This window comes from Parageobacillus thermantarcticus (assembly GCF_900111865.1).
GTDB lineage: Bacteria > Bacillota > Bacilli > Bacillales > Anoxybacillaceae > Parageobacillus > Parageobacillus thermantarcticus.
In genome coordinates this window covers 1-19,251 of record NZ_FOJS01000012.1, presented here as the reverse complement: position 1 = coordinate 19,251, position 19,251 = coordinate 1, and the positions used below count along the sequence as shown (strand labels likewise).

Genomic DNA, 19,251 nt, shown 5'->3' with positions numbered 1-19,251 from the left:
AAAGTTAGGTGCAAGCGATGGAAATATATCAGCATTTTCGCAAAGAAGAACATCATTTTATTGATCAAGTGTTAGAATGGCAAGACACGGTAAAGAGACAATACGCGCCGAAGCTTACCGATTTTTTAGATCCACGTGAGCAGCAAATTGTGCAAAGCGTCATTGGCCGCGACGAGGAAGTGCATTTTGCTTTTTTTGGCGGAGCGCCGTTTGTGGAACGCAAGCGGGCGCTATTGTATCCGCCGTATTTTCAACCTTCAGAAGAAGATTATGAAGTTGCTTTATTTGAAGTCCGTTATCCGAGCAAGTTTGTAACGATCGGGCATCGCCAAGTGTTGGGGGCGCTCATGTCGCTTGGGTTGAGGCGCGGCAAATTTGGTGATATTTTAATGAAAGATGAGCGAATTCAATTTTTGGCTGCAAACGAAATATCTGACTATATCCGTTTGCATTTGCACGCGATTGACAAAGCGAATGTTTCTATAGAAAAAAAGCCGTTGACGGATATTATCCAACTAGAGGAAAATTGGCAAGATGCAACGATTACCGTTTCGTCATTAAGGTTAGATGCGATATTATCGCAAGCGTTTCATGCATCGCGGCAAAAAATCCAATCGTTCATTGAAAACGGCCTTGTCAAAGTAAATTGGAAAATAGTGGAACAAGCTCATTTTGAATGCCGAGAGGGGGACGTTCTTTCCGCGCGTGGGTTTGGCCGCTGCAAAATTATAACGATTGACGGAAAAACGAAAAAAGATCGGTGGCGCATTCACGTTGGAATCCAAAAATAATCGAATGGCTGCAGGAATTAATAGAAAAATGTCGAATGATATGGAAAAGGAATTATGCAGACGGAGGTGGCCATTGTGCCTTTAACGCCATTAGATATTCATAATAAAGAATTTAGCAGAGGTTTTCGTGGCTATGATGAGGATGAAGTAAACGAATTTCTTGATCAAGTCATTAAAGATTATGAAATGGTGATTCGCGAAAAAAAGCAGCTCGAGGAAAAAATAGCGGAATTGACAGAGAAACTGAATTACTTTATGAATATTGAAGAAACATTAAACAAATCGATTTTAGTCGCCCAAGAAACGGCGGAAGAAGTGAAGCGGAACGCGCAAAAAGAAGCGAAGCTGATCATTAAGGAAGCGGAGAAAAACGCGGAGCGCATCATTAGCGAAGCGCTCGCGAAATCGCGGAAAATCGCGCTCGAAATCGAAGAGCTAAAACGGCAATCGAAAGTGTTTCGCACGCGTTTTCGCATGCTCGTCGAGGCGCAGCTAGAAATGTTGAATAATAGCGATTGGGATGATTTAATGGAATATGAAGCGCCTAAAGTGGAAACAGACGAAGACGAAAAGGAAGAGCTCTCTCAATCTTGACGACAGCCGGATCTTTTGCATATAATATCGAGTAAAATAAACATAGTTGTTGACGATGAAGGGGACAGTAGCTCTTTCAGTGCTTATTTCAGCGAGCTGGGGATGGTGGAAGCCTGGCATAAGCGAAAGAGTGAAGATCACCCCGGAGTTCCATGCTGAACGAAAGAGTAGGCAATGGCGTGTCATTCACGTTACGAATGCAGAGTGGGCTATGGCATACATAGCCAATAAGGGTGGTACCGCGAGACCGTTCTCGTCCCTTTTCGGGAGAGAACGGTTTTTTGCGTTTTGACTGTTTCTCAATCTTCATTTTTTGTGAAAGACTTTATCTATTCCCGTTTATAAAAAAAGATGGGAGGAATGAACATGGATTATAAAGAAACGCTGTTAATGCCACGCACGGAATTTCCGATGCGCGGGAACTTGCCGAAGCGCGAGCCGCAAATTCAAAAAAAATGGGAAGAAATGGACATTTATCGCAAAGTGCAAGAACGGACGAAAGGCCGCCCGCTGTTCGTGCTGCATGACGGACCGCCGTATGCGAATGGCGACATTCATATGGGGCACGCGTTAAATAAAATTTTAAAAGATATTATCGTCCGCTATAAATCGATGAGCGGTTATTGTGCTCCGTACGTTCCCGGATGGGATACGCATGGCCTTCCGATCGAAACCGCGCTCGCGAAAAAAGGCGTTGACCGAAAATCGATGAGTGTCGCTGAATTTCGCAAGCTTTGTGAACAATACGCGTATGAACAAATCAACAACCAACGCGAACAATTTAAGCGCCTTGGCGTGCGCGGCGATTGGAACAACCCGTACATTACGCTGAAACGAGAATATGAGGCGCAGCAAATTAAAGTGTTTGGCGAGATGGCGAAAAAAGGGCTGATTTATAAAGGGTTGAAGCCGGTCTATTGGTCTCCATCAAGCGAATCGGCGTTGGCGGAAGCAGAAATCGAGTATAAAGATAAACGTTCGCCTTCGATTTACGTCGCATTCCCAGTGAAAGACGGAAAAGGGGTGCTTGACGGAGACGAAAAAATCGTGATCTGGACGACAACACCGTGGACGATTCCGGCCAACTTGGCGATTGCCGTCCATCCAGACCTTGATTATCAAGTTGTCGAAACAAATGGTGCCAAATACGTCGTCGCCGCCGCGTTGTTACAATCGGTTGCGAAAGAAGTTGGCTGGGACGACGTAACAGTTGTGAAAACAATCAAAGGAAAAGACTTAGAATATGTCGTGGCAAAACATCCGTTTTATGACCGCGATTCTTTAGTCGTTTGCGGCGAACATGTTACGACAGACGCCGGAACGGGATGCGTTCATACCGCGCCTGGACACGGGGAGGACGACTTTATTGTCGGGCAAAAATACGGCTTGGACGTGCTGTGCCCAGTCGATGAACGCGGCTATATGACAAGCGAAGCGCCAGGCTTTGAAGGAATGTTTTATGACGAAGCGAACAAAGCGATTACGAAAAAGCTAGAAGAAGTCGGCGCGCTTTTGAAGCTTGGTTTCATCACTCACTCGTATCCGCATGACTGGCGCACGAAAAAGCCGACGATTTTCCGCGCCACAACACAATGGTTTGCATCGATCGATAAAATTCGCGGCGAACTGCTTCAGGCCATTAAAGAAACAAAATGGATTCCGGAATGGGGCGAAATCCGCATCCATAATATGATCCGCGACCGCGGCGACTGGTGCATTTCCCGCCAGCGCGCATGGGGAGTGCCGATTCCGGTCTTTTACGGGGAAAACGGCGAACCGATTATTACGGACGAAACGATCGAACATGTGTCTAACTTGTTCCGTCAATACGGCTCGAACGTTTGGTTTGAGCGCGAGGCGAAAGACTTATTGCCGGAAGGATTTACACATCCATCGAGCCCGAACGGCATTTTCACGAAAGAAACGGACATTATGGACGTATGGTTTGATTCCGGATCTTCCCATCAGGCAGTGCTCGTAGAACGCGAAGATTTACGCCGTCCGGCCGATTTGTATTTAGAAGGTTCTGACCAATACCGCGGCTGGTTTAACTCCTCGCTTTCCACCGCTGTTGCTGTTACCGGAAAAGCGCCGTATAAAGCGGTATTGAGCCACGGCTTTGTCCTTGATGGAGAAGGGCGGAAAATGAGCAAATCGCTCGGCAACGTCGTTGTGCCGGCGAAGGTGATGGAACAGTTTGGCGCTGATGTTTTGCGCTTATGGGTTGCTTCTGTTGATTATCAAGCGGATGTTCGCATTTCCGACAGCATTTTAAAACAAGTGTCAGAAGTATATCGGAAAATCCGCAATACGTTCCGGTTTATGCTTGGAAACTTGTTTGACTTCAATCCAGAGACGGATGCGGTCGCGGTGAACGAATTGCGCGAAGTTGACCGCTACATGCTCGTAAAACTAAACCGTTTGATCGAAAAAGCAAAACACGCCTATGAAACGTATGATTTTGCGTCCATTTACCACGATGTCAACAATTTCTGCACCGTTGATTTAAGTGCTTTCTATTTAGATTTTGCAAAAGATATTTTATATATCGAAGCGCCAAACGACCGCGCGCGCCGTTCGATTCAAACGGTATTGTATGAAACGGTCGTTGCGCTAACAAAGCTTGTAGCGCCGATTTTGCCACATACTGCAGAAGAAGTATGGGAGCACATTCCAAACCGGAAGGAAAAAGAAGAAAGCGTTCAGCTTGTCGACATGCCGGAGACAATCGACATTGGCGGCGAAGAGGCGCTAGTGGCAAAATGGGATGCGTTTATGAGCTTGCGCGATGATGTGCTAAAAGCGCTGGAAGTAGCGCGCAATGAAAAAGTGATCGGCAAATCGCTAAATGCAAGCGTTACGGTATATCCGACAAAAGAAGTGCGACAATTGCTCGCATCGATTGAAGAAGATGTCAAACAGTTATTTATCGTATCTGAGTTTACGATCGCGGATGACTATGAAAAAGCTCCGGAAGATGCGCAAAAATTCGCGAATGTGGCGATCATCGTGAAACAAGCGGAAGGGGAAACGTGCGAGCGCTGCTGGGTCGTGACGCCGGAAGTTGGCAAAGATTCCGACCATCCGACATTATGCCCTCGTTGCGCCCATATCGTGAAAGAACATTATTCGGCATAACGCATAGTGTGCGGGACTATCTACTTTGGTAGTCCCGCCGTTTTTTATGCCGCGATTTTCGGAGAGAAAGGTAATGGGTGCTCCTTGGCGCGCACGAGCTGTTTTGTCATTGACGGTTGGATACATCAAGTTGTTGGCGCTCCGTCATTGTCTGCCGTTGTCCGATTGTGCTACAATTCATTAAGCATACTGTTGAGTGGAGGTAGTGTTGTGGTATACTATATCATTGCGCTCGCTGTCATCGTTATCGATCAGTGGACGAAATGGCTTGTTGTCAAGTATATGCGGCTTGGTGAAAGCATTCCAATTATTTCGGATGTGCTTTATATTACATCCCATCGCAACCGCGGCGCGGCGTGGGGGATTTTGCAAGGGCAGTTTTGGCTGTTTTATTTGATTACCGTCATTGTTGTTGTCGGATTAGTCATTTATATTCAGCGGTTGCCGCGCGGGGAGCGGATGTATGGAATTGCTCTCGGCCTTATGCTTGGGGGTGCGCTCGGCAACTTTATTGATCGAGTTTTTCGCAAAGAGGTCGTCGATTTTATTCATGTCTACATTGGTACATACAGCTTTCCGGTGTTTAATATCGCTGACTCCGCCCTTTGCATTGGAGTGGCGCTTGTCTTTATTAAAACGTTTTTTGCCGGAACGAAAGAAAAGGAGAATCAGTGATGGATGTCGTTCAATTTCATATTGATGAGGAATACGACAATGAACGAATTGATAAAGTGATTGCTGCATTAAATGAAGACTGGTCGCGTTCGAAAGTGCAGCAGTGGATTAAAGATCAGCTCGTCACCGTTAACGATCAACATGTTAAAGCCAATTACAAGTGCTCCGCCGGCGATATCGTTGTCGTTCGCCTTCCTGAGCCGGAGCCGCTTTATGTCGAGCCGGAAAATATTCCGTTAGATATTTATTACGAGGACGCCGACGTTCTCGTTGTTAATAAACCGCGCGGCATGGTCGTGCACCCGGCTCCTGGGCATATGCGCGGCACGCTCGTTAACGCCTTGCTCGCGCATTGCCATGATTTATCAGGCATTAACGGCGTTCTTCGGCCCGGCATTGTGCATCGGATTGACAAAGATACATCGGGGTTATTGATGGTCGCCAAAAACGACATGGCGCATCAGGCGCTTGTCGATCAGCTTGTGAAAAAAACGGTGACGCGCAAATATAAAGCGATTGTTCACGGAGTGATTCCGCACGATTACGGCACGATTGACGCGCCGATCGGCCGTGATAAACGGGATCGAAAAAAAATGACGGTGACAGAAGAAAACGGAAAAGAGGCGGTCACTCATTTTCGCGTGTTAGAGCGTTTTCGCCAATACACGTTTATCGAGTGTCAATTGGAAACAGGAAGAACACATCAAATTCGCGTGCATATGAAATACATCGGCTATCCGTTAGCGGGCGACCCGCAATATGGACCAAGAAAGACATTGCCAATTAACGGGCAAGCTTTACATGCGGGAGTGCTTGGGTTTAACCATCCGCGCACAGGCGAATATTTAGAATTTGAAGCGCCGTTGCCGCCTGAGTTCGAGCGGCTTTTGCAATTGTTGCGAAAAGGTGATTGACAACGAAGAAAAGAAAACGTACAATAAGAGCAAGTGAATAAGAACCTTTAAATTCAGTCCTGTGAGGCTGAGAAGGGGTCGGATATAATAGACTAGGTAAGGCGTAGCATGCCTTGTTCTGCACGTATGGAACGGTTCCTCTCGCTTCAAGGGCGAGAGGATTTTTTATGGAGGTGAGATGGCATGCAAAAGGCGGTCGTGATGGATGAACAGGCGATCCGCCGCGCATTGACGCGGATTGCCCACGAAATTATCGAACGAAATAAAGGCGTTGACGACTGTGTGCTTATTGGCATTAAAACGCGCGGCATTTATTTGGCGCAACGGCTAGCCGAGCGAATTGAACAAATTGAAGGGAAAGCGATCCCTGTCGGTGAACTCGATATTACGTTGTACCGCGATGATTTGACGGTGAAGACGATCGACCGTGAACCGCTCGTAAAAGGAACGAATGTACCGTTTGATGTGACAAATAAAAAGGTAATATTAACAGATGATGTATTGTTTACCGGAAGAACGGTGCGCGCGGCGATGGACGCGGTGATGGATCTTGGGCGCCCGGCGCAAATTCAGCTCGCGGTGCTTGTCGATCGCGGCCATCGCGAACTGCCGATTCGCGCTGATTTCGTCGGCAAAAACATTCCGACATCAAGTTCTGAATTAATCGTCGTCGAACTGACAGAAGTCGATGAACTCGATCAAGTCAGCATTCACGAAAAATAAACACACTCCCTTTTAAGTGCAGTCCCGAGAGGCTGCAAAAGGGACAGAAAGATAGGCTTGGACTATCTCTGTACCTCTTTGCACCCTCGAGGGCAAAGAGGTTTTTTATGCTAATCGGAAAGGAGTTTTTGACGATGAACAAACCTATATTAGATATTCAAGACCGGCCGTCGCCGGCGCAATGGCTCACCCTCAGTTTACAGCATTTGTTCGCTATGTTCGGGGCGACGATTTTAGTGCCTTATTTAGTCGGATTAAGCCCGTCGATCGCCCTCATTTCCAGCGGGCTTGGAACGCTTGCTTTTCTCGCTATCACTAAATGGCAAGTTCCTGCGTACCTCGGTTCTTCCTTCGCTTTCATCGCTCCGATTATTGCGGCGAAAACGGCGGGAGGACCGGGAGCGGCGATGATCGGCAGCTTTTTGGCGGGGCTTGTTTACGGCATTGTCGCGCTTGTCATTAAAAAAGCCGGTTACCGCTGGATTATGAAGCTGCTGCCGCCGGTTGTCGTCGGACCGGTCATCATTGTGATCGGCCTTGGGCTGGCGAATACAGCCGTTGGCATGGCGATGAACGGTCCAGATGGCAAGTACAGTTTCACACATTTTTCGGTCGCGCTTGTCACGCTCGTGGCAACGATCGTTTGCTCGGTGTTTTTGCGCGGCATGCTCAGTTTAGTTCCGGTGCTAGCAGGGATTATCGTCGGGTATGTGTACGCGCTGATCGTCGGGGTTGTTGATTTCTCGAAAGTCGCGAAAGCAAAATGGTTTGAAATGCCGGACTTTCTCCTGCCATTTGTCGATTATCCGGTGCATGTCACATGGGATATTGTCATGCTGATGGTGCCGGTGGCGGTCGTGACGCTATCTGAACATATCGGCCACCAGCTTGTGTTGAGCAAAGTCGTCGGGCGCGATCTTATTCAAAAGCCGGGTTTGCATCGTTCGATTTTAGGAGACGGCACTGCGACGATGATTTCCGCGCTGATCGGCGGGCCGCCGAAGACAACGTACGGCGAGAACATCGGCGTGTTGGCGATTACGCGAGTTTATAGCGTCTACGTGCTGGCAGGCGCGGCGGTGATCGCCATCATCTTTGGATTTATCGGCAAAGTGACCGCGCTGATCAGCTCGATTCCGACTCCGGTGATGGGCGGCGTGTCGATTTTGCTGTTCGGAATTATCGCCTCATCCGGCTTGCGCATGCTTGTCGACAGCCGCATCGATTTTGGGGACAAACGCAACTTAGTCATCTCTTCGGTTATTTTAGTCATTGGCATCGGCGGCGCGGTGTTGAAAGTGACAGAGCAATTCCAAATTCAAGGCATGGCGTTTGCGGCGATTTGCGGCGTCGTCTTAAACCTTATTTTACCGGGGCGTCCGCAAATCAACGAAAATATGTTTGAAATGAAAGCAGAAAACAGCAACGATCATGTCGCATAATTGCACCTTTTAATTAAGTCCAGAGAGACTTAAAAGGGTGTTACGACGAAAGGGAAAAAGGTAGGCCGTTCTCTGGAAAGACGACGGTTGCTTTCTGACACCTTTTTGCGAACTGTGTAACACCCTGTCTCTAGGCAGGGTGTTTTTTTATGGGAAATCAAGCAAAGGAGAGAAAACGATGGCACATTTGTTTACATTATCCGAACTGTCTGTCACGGAAATTACCCAATTATTAGAGGATGCAGAGCAATTTGGAAAAGGCTATTTTTGGCGTCCTCCTAAACCGATGTTTGTCGCCAATTTGTTTTTCGAACCGAGCACGCGCACGAAATGCAGTTTTGAAATGGCGGAGCGGAAACTTGGGCTTCATGTTATTCCGTTTGATGCTGACATGTCGAGCGTGCAAAAAGGGGAAACGCTGTATGACACGGTTCGCACGCTGGAGTCCATCGGTGTAAACGCTGTTGTCATTCGCCACTGGGAAGACGCGTATTTCGAATCTCTCCGTCACGCGATTCGCATTCCGGTCATTAACGCTGGAGACGGCTGCGGGCATCATCCGACGCAATCGCTTTTAGATTTGCTCACCATCCGTCAAGAGTTTGGCACGTTTGAAAGATTGACGGTAGCGATTATCGGCGATATTCGCCATAGCCGCGTCGCCCGTTCCAATGCAGAGGTGCTGACAAGACTCGGAGCGACAGTGTTGTTTTCCAGCCCAGAAGAGTGGAAAGATGAGGCAAATCCATATGGTACATATGTGGACATCGATACAGCGGTGGCGGAAGCGGATGTCGTTATGCTACTGCGCATTCAACATGAACGGCACGAGGAAAAAATGGGATTGACAAAAGAACAATATCACGCACGCTACGGTCTGACGCTGGAGCGAGCGGAAAAGATGAAAGAAAACAGCATTATTTTGCATCCGGCACCAGTCAATCGCGGCGTTGAAATTGCAAGCGAGCTTGTCGAATCGGAACGTTCGCGTATTTTTAAACAAATGGAAAACGGCGTTTATGTACGGATGGCGGTGTTGAAGCGAGCAATTGAAGGGGGAATGACTAATGGCAGTTATTTTAAAAAATGGAAAGTCGTTTAATCAACATGGCGCAATCGAGCGGACGGAATTGAAAATCGAAAACGGCATCATTACCGCAATCGCAGCAGAGCTACATGGTGATGAAGCAGATGAAGTCATTGATGTGCAAGGGAAGTTCATCTCTGCCGGGTTGATTGATTTGCACGTTCATCTGCGCGAACCGGGAGGCGAACAGAAAGAGACGATCGCAACTGGAACGATGGCTGCGGCCAAAGGCGGTTTTACGACGGTGGCGGCGATGCCAAATACGAATCCGGTGCCTGATACGAAAGAACAGATGGAATCGCTTTGCCGGCGGATTCGCGAAACGGCTTATGTCCATGTGCTTCCATATGCGGCGATTACGATGCGTCAGCAAGGAAGAGAACTGACTGATTTCGCCGCGTTAAAGGAAGCAGGGGCGTTTGCGTTTACCGACGACGGCGTCGGCGTGCAGTCGGCCGGCATGATGTATGAAGCGATGAAGCGGGCGGCCGCTCTTAATATGGCGATTGTCGCCCATTGCGAAGATAACACGTTGACGAACCGCGGCGTCGTGCATGACGGCGAATTTGCGCGCTGCCACGGATTAAGCGGCATTCCGTCCGTGTCCGAATCGGTTCATATCGCACGCGACGTGCTGCTCGCGGAAGCAGCGGGATGCCATTATCACGTCTGCCATATTAGCACGAAAGAATCGGTCCGCGTCGTCCGCGATGCGAAGCGGGCGGGCGTTCGCGTCACCGCGGAAGTGACGCCGCACCACCTTCTTTTGTGTGATGAAGATATTCCAAGCCTTGACGCGAATTATAAGATGAATCCGCCGCTGCGCAGCAAAGAAGACCGCGCGGCGTTAATCGAGGGGCTGCTTGATGGAACGATCGATTTTATTGCTACCGACCACGCGCCGCATACGGAAGCGGAAAAACAAAAAGGAATCCACGCTGCCCCATTTGGCATCGTCGGTCTGGAAACGGCGTTTCCGCTTCTTTACACCCATTTGGTAGAAACAAACATATTGACGCTAAAACAGCTTATCGATTTGCTGACGGTAAAGCCGGCTGAATGCTTCGGTTTGCCGTTTGGAAAGCTTGCCGTTGGCGCGCGGGCCGATATTACAGTAATCGATTTAGAAGCGGAAGAAACGATTGATCCACAAACGTTTGCCTCGAAAGGAAAAAACACGCCGTTTGCCGGCTGGACGTGCAAAGGTTGGCCGGTGATGACGTTTGTGGATGGAAAACTAGTTTGGCAGAAAGGAAGATAGGAATGAAACGGCAGCTTGTATTGGAAGACGGTTCGTTTTTTATCGGAGAAGCGTTTGGCAGCACGGAAAAAACGGTTGGTGAAGTAGTGTTTAACACGGGAATGACCGGGTATCAAGAAATTTTAACAGATCCTTCGTATTGCGGACAAATTGTGACGATGACGTATCCGCTCATCGGCAACTACGGCATTAACCGCGACGATTTTGAATCGATTGAACCGCATATTCACGGCTTCATTGTCAAAGAAGTGTGCGACGTGCCATCGAATTGGCGCAACGAAATGACGCTTGACGAATATTTAAAAGAAAAAAAGATTCCTGGTTTGGCAGGGATCGACACGCGAAAATTAACGCGGATTATCCGCCAATACGGGACGCTGAAAGGAATGATTTGCGACTTGGATGTCAGCGTGCGAGAAGTTGCCGAATATTTGAAAGCGACAGAATTGCCGAGAGATCAAGTGAAGCGCGTTTCAACGAAAAGCGCGTATCCGAGCCCGGGGCGGGGCTACCGCGTCGTCCTTGTTGACTTCGGCATGAAACATGGCATTTTGCGTGAATTAAATAAACGAAATTGCGATGTCATTGTGCTTCCATACAACGCGACGGCTGAAGACGTGCTTCGCTTGCATCCGGACGGAGTAATGTTATCCAACGGTCCCGGCGACCCGAAAGATGTGCCGGAAGCGATAAAAATGATTGGCGGGATTCTTGGCAAAGTGCCGCTTTTTGGCATCTGCCTCGGCCATCAGCTGTTTGCACTTGCTTGCGGCGCCGATACGGAAAAAATGAAGTTCGGCCATCGCGGTTCGAACCATCCCGTCAAGCATTTGGCGACGGGAAAAGTCGCGATCACTTCGCAAAACCACGGCTATACTGTCAAAAAAGAATCACTATGCAACACAAGATTGGAAATAACGCATATTGCATTAAACGATGGCACGATCGAAGGATTGCGCCATTTAGATTATCCGGCGTTTACAGTCCAGTACCATCCGGAAGCATCACCTGGTCCTGAGGACGCCAACTCTCTGTTTGACGAGTTTATTGCGATGATTCGCGAGTTTAAAAAGGAAGGGGAAATCGTCCATGCCTAAACGCCAAGATATCGAAACGATTTTAGTGATCGGTTCCGGCCCGATTGTCATCGGCCAAGCGGCGGAGTTTGATTATGCAGGGACGCAGGCGTGTTTGGCGCTAAAAGAGGAAGGGTACAAAGTCATTTTAGTAAACTCCAATCCAGCGACGATCATGACCGATACGGAAATTGCCGACAAAGTGTATATGGAGCCGCTTACGTTTGAATTTGTTTCCCGCATTATCCGCAAAGAACGTCCTGACGCGATTTTGCCGACGCTTGGCGGGCAGACGGGATTAAACTTGGCGGTCGAGCTTGCCAAAGCGGGGGTGCTCGCGGAATGTGGCGTGGAAATATTAGGAACGAAGCTCGAGGCGATTGAAAAAGCGGAAGACCGCGAACAATTCCGCGCGCTTATGAACGAACTCGGCGAACCGGTTCCAGAAAGCGAAATTATTCATAGCTTGGAAGAAGCATACGCTTTTGTCGAAAAAGTCGGCTATCCGGTCATCGTCCGTCCGGCGTTTACGCTCGGCGGCACGGGCGGCGGCATTTGCACGAACGAAGAAGAGCTGATCGATATCGTTTCGACAGGATTAAAACTAAGCCCAGTGCATCAATGTTTATTAGAAAAAAGCATCGCCGGTTATAAAGAAATCGAATATGAAGTGATGCGTGACGCCAACGATAACGCGATCGTCGTCTGCAACATGGAAAATATTGACCCGGTCGGCATCCATACGGGCGATTCGATCGTCGTCGCCCCAAGCCAGACGTTAAGCGACCGTGAATATCAATTATTGCGCAACGCATCGCTCCGCATTATTCGCGCGCTTGGCATTGAAGGCGGCTGCAACGTGCAGCTTGCGCTTGATCCGCATAGCTTTCATTATTATGTCATCGAAGTCAACCCGCGTGTCAGCCGCTCATCGGCGCTTGCATCAAAAGCGACCGGCTACCCGATCGCCAAGCTTGCCGCGAAAATTGCCGTCGGCTTAACGCTGGATGAAATGATCAACCCGGTTACGGGCAAAACGTACGCTTGCTTTGAACCAGCGCTCGATTACGTTGTGACAAAAATTCCGCGCTTTCCATTCGATAAATTTGAATCGGCGAATCGCCGCCTCGGCACGCAAATGAAAGCGACAGGCGAAGTGATGGCGATCGGCCGAACGTTCGAGGAATCGCTGTTAAAAGCGGTGCGTTCTTTAGAGACGGGCGTTTACCATCTTGAACTTAAGGATGCGGAAAACATCACCAATGAAGTCATCGAAAAGCGGATACGCAAAGCGGGAGATGAGCGCCTCTTCTATATCGCCGAGGCGCTGCGCCGCGGCTTTACCGTCGAGCAAATTCACGAATGGAGCCAAATTGACCGCTTTTTCTTAACAAAAATGGAAAACATCGTTCGTTATGAAACCGTCATCCGTGATCATATCGGAGACATCGAGGTGTTGCGGAAAGCAAAAAAAATAGGCTTTTCCGATGCGGCGATCGCCAAGCTTTGGAACATTAGCGAGCGCGACGTTTATGAGATGCGCAAACAAGCAGGAATCGTTCCTGTATATAAAATGGTCGATACGTGTGCGGCGGAATTTGAATCAGAAACGCCGTATTACTACAGCACGTACGAAGAGGAAAACGAATCGGTCGTCACCGCCCGCGAAAGCGTTGTGGTGCTCGGTTCGGGACCGATTCGCATCGGGCAAGGCATTGAATTCGATTACGCGACCGTTCATTCCGTCTGGGCGATTAAAGAAGCGGGCTATGAAGCGATTATTATTAACAACAACCCGGAAACGGTGTCGACCGATTTTAGCACATCCGATAAGTTGTATTTCGAGCCGCTTACGATTGAAGATGTGATGCATGTTATTGACCTAGAAAAGCCGGTCGGAGTGATCGTGCAATTTGGCGGCCAGACGGCGATCAACTTGGCGGCGGAATTAGCGGCGCGCGGCGTCCGCATTTTAGGAACGTCGCTTGAAGACTTAGACCGCGCCGAAGACCGCGATAAATTTGAACAAGCATTATCGGATTTAGGCATTCCAAAGCCGCAAGGAAAAACAGCTTTCTCTGTTGAGGAAGCGGTGCGGATTGCCAAGGAAATCGGCTATCCGGTGCTCGTCCGCCCGTCGTACGTTCTCGGCGGCCGCGCGATGGAAATCGTGTATCAGGAAAAAGAGCTATTGCACTACATGGAGCATGCCGTCAAAGTCAATCCGCAACATCCGGTGCTCATCGACCGCTATTTGATCGGAAAAGAAATCGAAGTCGACGCGGTTTCTGACGGAGAAGCGGTGCTGATTCCGGGAATTATGGAACATATCGAGCGGGCCGGAGTGCATTCGGGCGATTCGATCGCCGTTTATCCGCCGCAAACGTTAACCGATAAGATCAAGCGAAAAATCGTCGATTACACGATTAAACTAGCAAAAGGGTTGCGCATTGTCGGTTTGCTGAACATTCAATTTGTCATGTATCAAGACGAAGTGTACGTGCTTGAAGTCAATCCGCGTTCGAGCCGCACGGTGCCGTTTTTAAGTAAAATTACCGGCGTGCCGATGGCAAACATCGCGACGAAAGTCATTTTAGGCGCAAAGCTCGCGGACCTTGGCTATGAAACAGGCCTACGCCAAGAAAGCGAAGGCGTGTACGTAAAAGTGCCGGTCTTCTCGTTCGCCAAACTGCGCAATGTCGACATTTCGCTCGGCCCGGAAATGAAGTCGACCGGCGAAGTGATCGGCAAAGACATCACCTTTGAAAAAGCGCTCTATAAAGGGCTCGTCGCTTCAGGCATTCATATTCGCCCGCACGGTGCCGTTTTATTGACCGTCGCCGATAAAGATAAAGAAGACGCGGTGGAAATTGCCAGACGTTTCTACGAAATCGGCTATCAGCTGCTCGCGACAAGCGGCACGGCGGAAGTGTTAAAAGCGGCGGACATCCCGGTAACCGTCGTCAATAAAATCCGTTCTGCATCGCCAAACATTTTGGATGTCATTCGCCAAGGAAAAGTGCAAGTCGTCATCAACACGCTCACAAAAGGAAAACAGCCGGAAAGCGACGGCTTCCGCATCCGTCGCGAAGCGGTGGAAAACGGCATTCCATGCTTGACATCGCTCGATACAGCGCGGGCGATGCTGCAAGTAATCGAATCGATGACGTTTTCGACAACGGCGATGACGCAAAGGATGGTGCGCGCATAATGAAACGGGAAAACATGGTGATTGTCCGCCACAAGCAGCTTGCGAAAAACATTTACGAGATCACGTTAAGCGGACATTTAGTGGAAGAAATGAATGAACCGGGACAGTTTGTCCATGTGAAAGTGTCTTCGCAAGCGAATCCGCTCCTGCGCCGCCCGCTTAGCCTTTGCCACATTAACAAGAAGGCGTGCGAATGCACGATTATTTACCGGAAAGAAGGGATCGGCACCACCTTGCTTGCGGAAAAACGGCCGGGGGAAACGGTCGATGTGCTTGGCCCGCTCGGAAACGGATTTCCGCTTGACGCCGCGGCAAAAGGAAAACGTGCGCTTCTTGTCGGCGGCGGCATCGGCATTCCGCCGCTTTACGAACTAGCAAAGCGGCTTGTCGAAAAAGGAGTAGCCGTTACGAACGTGCTCGGGTTCCAAACAAAAGAGACCGTCTTTTACGAACAGGAATTTGCCGCGTTTGGCGAAACGTATGTGGCGACGGCGGATGGTTCTTACGGAGCGAAAGGATTTGTCACCGATGTGATCAATGAAAGAGAGATTTCATTTGACGTGTTGTACGCATGCGGCCCGAAACCGATGTTAAAAGCGCTGGAACAAGCGTTTCCGCATAAAAACGTATATCTTTCGCTAGAAGAGCGGATGGGCTGTGGCATCGGCGCATGCTTTGCCTGCGTTTGCCGCGTTCCCGGCAGCGAAACGGCGTATAAAAAAGTATGCAGCGACGGTCCTGTGTTTAAAGCAGGGGAGGTGGTGTTATGAACCGGCTGGCGGTGGAATTGCCGGGGCTTTCGCTCAAAAACCCGATCATGCCGGCGTCCGGCTGTTTCGGCTTTGGCCGCGAGTACGCGCGCTTCTACGATTTAAGCGTGCTTGGCGCGATCATGATTAAAGCGACGACGCTGGAGCCGCGCTTTGGCAACCCGACGCCGAGGGTGGCGGAAACGCCAAGCGGGATGCTGAACGCGATCGGTCTGCAAAACCCCGGTTTAGAAAAAGTAATGAAAGAAGAGCTGCCGTGGCTTGCACAGTTTGATGTGCCGATTATCGCCAACATTGCCGGCTCGACGATGGAGGAATATGTAGAGGTAGCTAAACATATTTCGCAAGCGCCAAACGTTTGCGCGCTCGAACTCAATATTTCCTGTCCGAACGTGAAAAAAGGCGGGATTGCGTTTGGCACTGTTCCGGAAATCGCCGCAGAACTCACGAAGCTCGTGAAAGAAGTTTCTGAAGTGCCCGTTTACGTCAAGCTCTCGCCAAATGTCACCAACATCGTCGAGATGGCGAAAGCGATTGAAGCGGCGGGCGCGGACGGCTTGACGATGATTAATACGCTTCTTGGCATGCGCATCGATGTGAAAACCGCCAAGCCGATTTTAGCAAATCAAACTGGGGGCTTGTCGGGGCCGGCGATTAAGCCGATCGCGATCCGCATGATTTATGAAGTAAGCCAGGCTGTTTCGCTTCCGATTATCGGCATGGGCGGCATTCAGTCCGCCGAAGATGTCATTGAGTTTTTCTACGCCGGTGCCAGCGCTGTCGCGATTGGGACAGCGAATTTTATCGATCCGTTCGTCTGCCCAAACATTATCGCTGAACTGCCGACATTGCTGGATAAGCTGGGAATCGGCCACATTTCCGAATGTACGGGAAGGAGCTGGAAAAAAGGTGAACGATCCGTTTATTGTGGCGCTTGATTTTCCGACAGGAGAGGACGTAAAAGCGTTTTTGCGATCATTTCCGCATGAATCGCTATTCGTGAAAGTCGGCATGGAATTATACTATCAAGAAGGTCCGGAGATTATCCATTATTTAAAAGGACAAGGGCATCGGATTTTCCTTGATTTAAAGCTGCACGACATCCCGAATACGGTTAAGCGCGCGATGAAAGGATTAGCCCGTTTCGGAGTCGACATTGTCAACGTTCATGCCGCTGGGGGAACGCGGATGATGGAAGCGGCGCTGGAAGGACTAGAGGCGGGAACGCCAAGCGGGGCGCGCCGTCCATATTGCATTGCGGTCACGCAGCTGACAAGCACAAGCGAGCAAATGCTGCATCGCGAACTGTGGATTGACCGAACAATGGAAGAAACGGTGCTTCATTACGCGACGCTGGCAAAACAAAGCGGGCTTGACGGCGTTGTCTGCTCGGCAAAAGAAGTGCCGCTTATCCGCAAACAGTGCGGAGAAGCGTTTTTGACCGTTACCCCGGGCGTTCGTTTTGCCGATGACGAAAAAAACGACCAAGTCCGCGTCGTTACGCCGTATGAAGCAAGAAAACTCGGCGCAAGCTTCATCGTCATCGGCAGAAGCATAACCCGCGCAGAAAATCCAGCTGCGGCTTACGAGCGGCTACGACGGGAATGGAAGGGAGAGGAAAACGAATGAACAAAGAAATCGCCACACATTTGCTCCGCATTGGCGCGGTATCGTTAGAGCCAAATGAACCGTTCACATGGTCGTCTGGATTGAAATCACCGATTTACTGTGACAACCGGCTGACACTTGCGTATCCAAACGTACGCAGCGCGATTGCCGACGGGCTTGTGGAACTCATTCGCACGCATTTTTCCAATGTCGAAGCGATTGCCGGCACGGCAACGGCGGGAATTCCGCACGCCGCTTGGGTGAGCGAGCGCATGAACTTGCCGATGTGCTACGTGCGCAGCCAAGCGAAAGCGCACGGGAAAGGGAAACAAATCGAAGGAAAAGCCGAACCGGGCCAGCGCGTCGTCGTCATCGAAGACCTGATCTCGACCGGCGGCAGCTCGCTCAATGCAGTGCGCGCCTTGAAGGAAGCGGGCTGCGAGGTGCTCGGCGTCGCCGCCATTTTTACGTATGGATTGGAAAAAGCCAAACAAGCGTTTGCGGAAAATAAGGTGGAAGTGCATACACTGACGGACTACGACACGCTCATCGAAATCGCAGTCGGACTAGGAGTCGTGACAGAACAAGATCTCGTGACATTGCGCAAGTGGCGGGAAAACCCGGAAGAGTGGGGGAAATAAAATCAATGCAAGCGAAAAGGAGCGCATCGGACTATGCGCTCTTTTTCATGATATTGCTTCATTTTTCTGGAAGCAGCCGGTAAAATGGAAAAGATAGAAGCGATGAGGAGAGGATGGTAATGTCTTTTCCGCGGTTTTCGAATATATCATATATGGAGGACGCGATTACCGTTTAGGTGTTAAATGAGGAATGGTTATACGAACAAGCATATATTAAGGCGGATACAGGAGTCGGCCAATCGGTTTGTTTTTTGGGGCTGGCGTTACTAGTATCGGAATGGTTCGGATTGAATTTCTCCGAATCCTGTCGCCTTCATTGAATTTTTGGACATAAGCAGAAACCGACTGGCGATAAAGATTTAGAAGTTTAGCCACTTTTATCCCCATATATTTCCTGCATCACAAGACGAATCGCAACAACTTGGTTCGCCATATTTGCATTTTTTGGAGTACGTTCGAAAGCTTGGAGACGCTCTACCGCCCAGCCATGATGATTGGTGATTTGCAATGTTTTTCTTTTTCTCATCTTGATCCGCTCCTTGTATCTTAGTTAGAAGCAGCATAGACAGATAGGATTGTCTTTAAACATGTTAAGGAATCAAGTTTGATTTATAATATATGTCCAATTAGTAGTCAATAAGATTGAGAACTAGTTAAATGGTATCGAATGATTGAAAACTTATAACCGAGGTAGAAAAGGAAGAAATCGAAAGTTTTTTCTAGAAACTAATTGTTTTTGATAGAAATCGTAAGAAATCCTTGGGTCTGAGTATAACTAAGGCAGTTAATTAAAAGAATGGCTCTTCACCACAAGTTGTACTTGATATATTGACATGGAACGCAGTAGGAAAATAAAGAAAATAGAGGGTACAAAAAATGCGAATTTTCCTGTATGGTAAAGGTGACCAAACCAAACCATTGGAGGAAAATTCGCATGTACTCTCAGTTTATCAAAGAACTTATCGATTTGCCAGATGTTTTGATTGAAAAGGAACGAAAAGAAGGAGAACGCTGGATTTTCGAACTTTCTCTTCCCGAACAATGTCCGTTATGTCCTGTCTGCTTGCAACGCACAACAAAAATGACCCGAAAAAAGAAGCAATGGATGCATGGCTATGCCCAACGGATCGGGGTTTTTTGGATTGAACTCCCAGTGGAACGGAGACGTTGTTGCACTTGTGGCATGACATTCAGCACCTCTTATCCAGGGATCTCCCCTCGAAGTGTGGCAACGGACGCCTTTCAACAATGGGTGGCGCAATCTTGCATTGGAACATCCATTCAGGCGGTGGCTCGTATGCTAAAACTCCCTTACACGAC

General features: G+C 49.1%; 17 protein-coding genes and 1 other annotated feature. Of the genes, 16 read left to right on the top strand and 1 reads right to left on the bottom strand.

The features are described from left to right. The first annotated feature begins 17 nt into the window (after positions 1-17). The 15 genes from BM278_RS08125 to pyrE all read left to right on the top strand — a co-directional run bounded on the left by BM278_RS08125 (position 18) and on the right by pyrE (position 17,931). Positions 18-791, top strand: a complete 774-nt coding sequence (locus BM278_RS08125) for a YlmH family RNA-binding protein (RefSeq protein ID WP_090948856.1) — start codon at positions 18-20, stop codon at positions 789-791. 75 nt (positions 792-866) lie between these two features. Then, the gene (locus BM278_RS08120; RefSeq protein WP_167359603.1) at positions 867-1,385 is read left to right on the top strand and encodes a DivIVA domain-containing protein; all 519 of its coding nucleotides are present in this window, start codon (positions 867-869) and stop codon (positions 1,383-1,385) included. Positions 1,386-1,431: 46 nt separating this feature from the next. Further along, positions 1,432-1,649 (top strand) — a binding site (T-box leader). A gap of 102 nt (positions 1,650-1,751) precedes the next feature. Beyond that, entirely contained in the window at positions 1,752-4,523 is a 2,772-nt protein-coding gene (gene ileS, locus BM278_RS08110) for an isoleucine--tRNA ligase (RefSeq protein ID WP_090948853.1), read from the top strand. A 210-nt stretch (positions 4,524-4,733) separates the two neighbouring features. Beyond that, positions 4,734-5,198 carry a signal peptidase II gene (gene lspA, locus BM278_RS08105; RefSeq protein WP_090948852.1) on the top strand — a complete coding sequence of 155 codons (465 nt, stop codon included), beginning with the start codon at positions 4,734-4,736 and terminating at the stop codon, positions 5,196-5,198. Then, on the top strand, positions 5,195-6,112 hold the full coding sequence (locus BM278_RS08100) for an RluA family pseudouridine synthase (protein ID WP_208601774.1): 918 nt from the start codon (positions 5,195-5,197) through the stop codon (positions 6,110-6,112). The genes lspA and BM278_RS08100 overlap by 4 nt, the downstream gene beginning before the upstream one ends. 183 nt (positions 6,113-6,295) lie before the next feature. Continuing rightward, the gene (pyrR, locus tag BM278_RS08095; RefSeq protein ID WP_090948850.1) at positions 6,296-6,835 is read left to right on the top strand and encodes a bifunctional pyr operon transcriptional regulator/uracil phosphoribosyltransferase PyrR; all 540 of its coding nucleotides are present in this window, start codon (positions 6,296-6,298) and stop codon (positions 6,833-6,835) included. Positions 6,836-6,969: 134 nt separating this feature from the next. Then, a complete protein-coding gene (locus BM278_RS08090) occupies positions 6,970-8,277 on the top strand; it encodes a solute carrier family 23 protein (protein ID WP_090948940.1) in 1,308 nt (435 codons plus the stop codon). Between the two features lie 178 nt (positions 8,278-8,455). After that, positions 8,456-9,379: an aspartate carbamoyltransferase catalytic subunit gene (locus BM278_RS08085; RefSeq protein WP_090948849.1), complete on the top strand. Its 924-nt coding sequence runs from the start codon at positions 8,456-8,458 to the stop codon at positions 9,377-9,379. After that, positions 9,345-10,625, top strand: a complete 1,281-nt coding sequence (locus BM278_RS08080) for a dihydroorotase (protein ID WP_090948848.1) — start codon at positions 9,345-9,347, stop codon at positions 10,623-10,625. Before BM278_RS08085 ends, BM278_RS08080 begins: the two co-directional genes overlap by 35 nt. Positions 10,626-10,627: 2 nt before the next feature. After that, positions 10,628-11,722: a carbamoyl phosphate synthase small subunit gene (locus tag BM278_RS08075; protein WP_090948847.1), complete on the top strand. Its 1,095-nt coding sequence runs from the start codon at positions 10,628-10,630 to the stop codon at positions 11,720-11,722. Continuing rightward, positions 11,715-14,912 (top strand): carbamoyl-phosphate synthase large subunit, encoded by a 3,198-nt coding sequence (gene carB, locus BM278_RS08070; RefSeq protein ID WP_090948846.1) that lies wholly within the window; start codon positions 11,715-11,717, stop codon positions 14,910-14,912. Before BM278_RS08075 ends, carB begins: the two co-directional genes overlap by 8 nt. Next, complete coding sequence (locus BM278_RS08065; protein ID WP_208601775.1) at positions 14,909-15,682, top strand: dihydroorotate dehydrogenase electron transfer subunit; 774 nt, start codon at positions 14,909-14,911, stop codon at positions 15,680-15,682. The genes carB and BM278_RS08065 overlap by 4 nt, the downstream gene beginning before the upstream one ends. Continuing rightward, complete coding sequence (locus BM278_RS08060; RefSeq protein WP_090948844.1) at positions 15,679-16,620, top strand: dihydroorotate dehydrogenase; 942 nt, start codon at positions 15,679-15,681, stop codon at positions 16,618-16,620. The genes BM278_RS08065 and BM278_RS08060 overlap by 4 nt, the downstream gene beginning before the upstream one ends. Then, positions 16,592-17,311 carry an orotidine-5'-phosphate decarboxylase gene (pyrF, locus tag BM278_RS08055; protein ID WP_090948843.1) on the top strand — a complete coding sequence of 240 codons (720 nt, stop codon included), beginning with the start codon at positions 16,592-16,594 and terminating at the stop codon, positions 17,309-17,311. Before BM278_RS08060 ends, pyrF begins: the two co-directional genes overlap by 29 nt. Beyond that, the gene (gene pyrE / locus BM278_RS08050) at positions 17,308-17,931 is read left to right on the top strand and encodes an orotate phosphoribosyltransferase (RefSeq protein ID WP_090948842.1); all 624 of its coding nucleotides are present in this window, start codon (positions 17,308-17,310) and stop codon (positions 17,929-17,931) included. The genes pyrF and pyrE overlap by 4 nt, the downstream gene beginning before the upstream one ends. Positions 17,932-18,298: 367 nt before the next feature. Here pyrE and BM278_RS18730 read toward each other — a convergent pair whose 3' ends face one another. Further along, the gene (locus BM278_RS18730; RefSeq protein WP_167359602.1) at positions 18,299-18,457 is read right to left on the bottom strand and encodes a hypothetical protein; all 159 of its coding nucleotides are present in this window, start codon (positions 18,455-18,457) and stop codon (positions 18,299-18,301) included. 408 nt (positions 18,458-18,865) lie between these two features. On the opposite strand from BM278_RS18730, the gene BM278_RS08045 reads away from it, so the two are divergent. Continuing rightward, a partial coding sequence (locus tag BM278_RS08045; RefSeq protein ID WP_143093427.1) for a transposase family protein occupies positions 18,866-19,251 on the top strand: 386 nt, incomplete at its 3' end.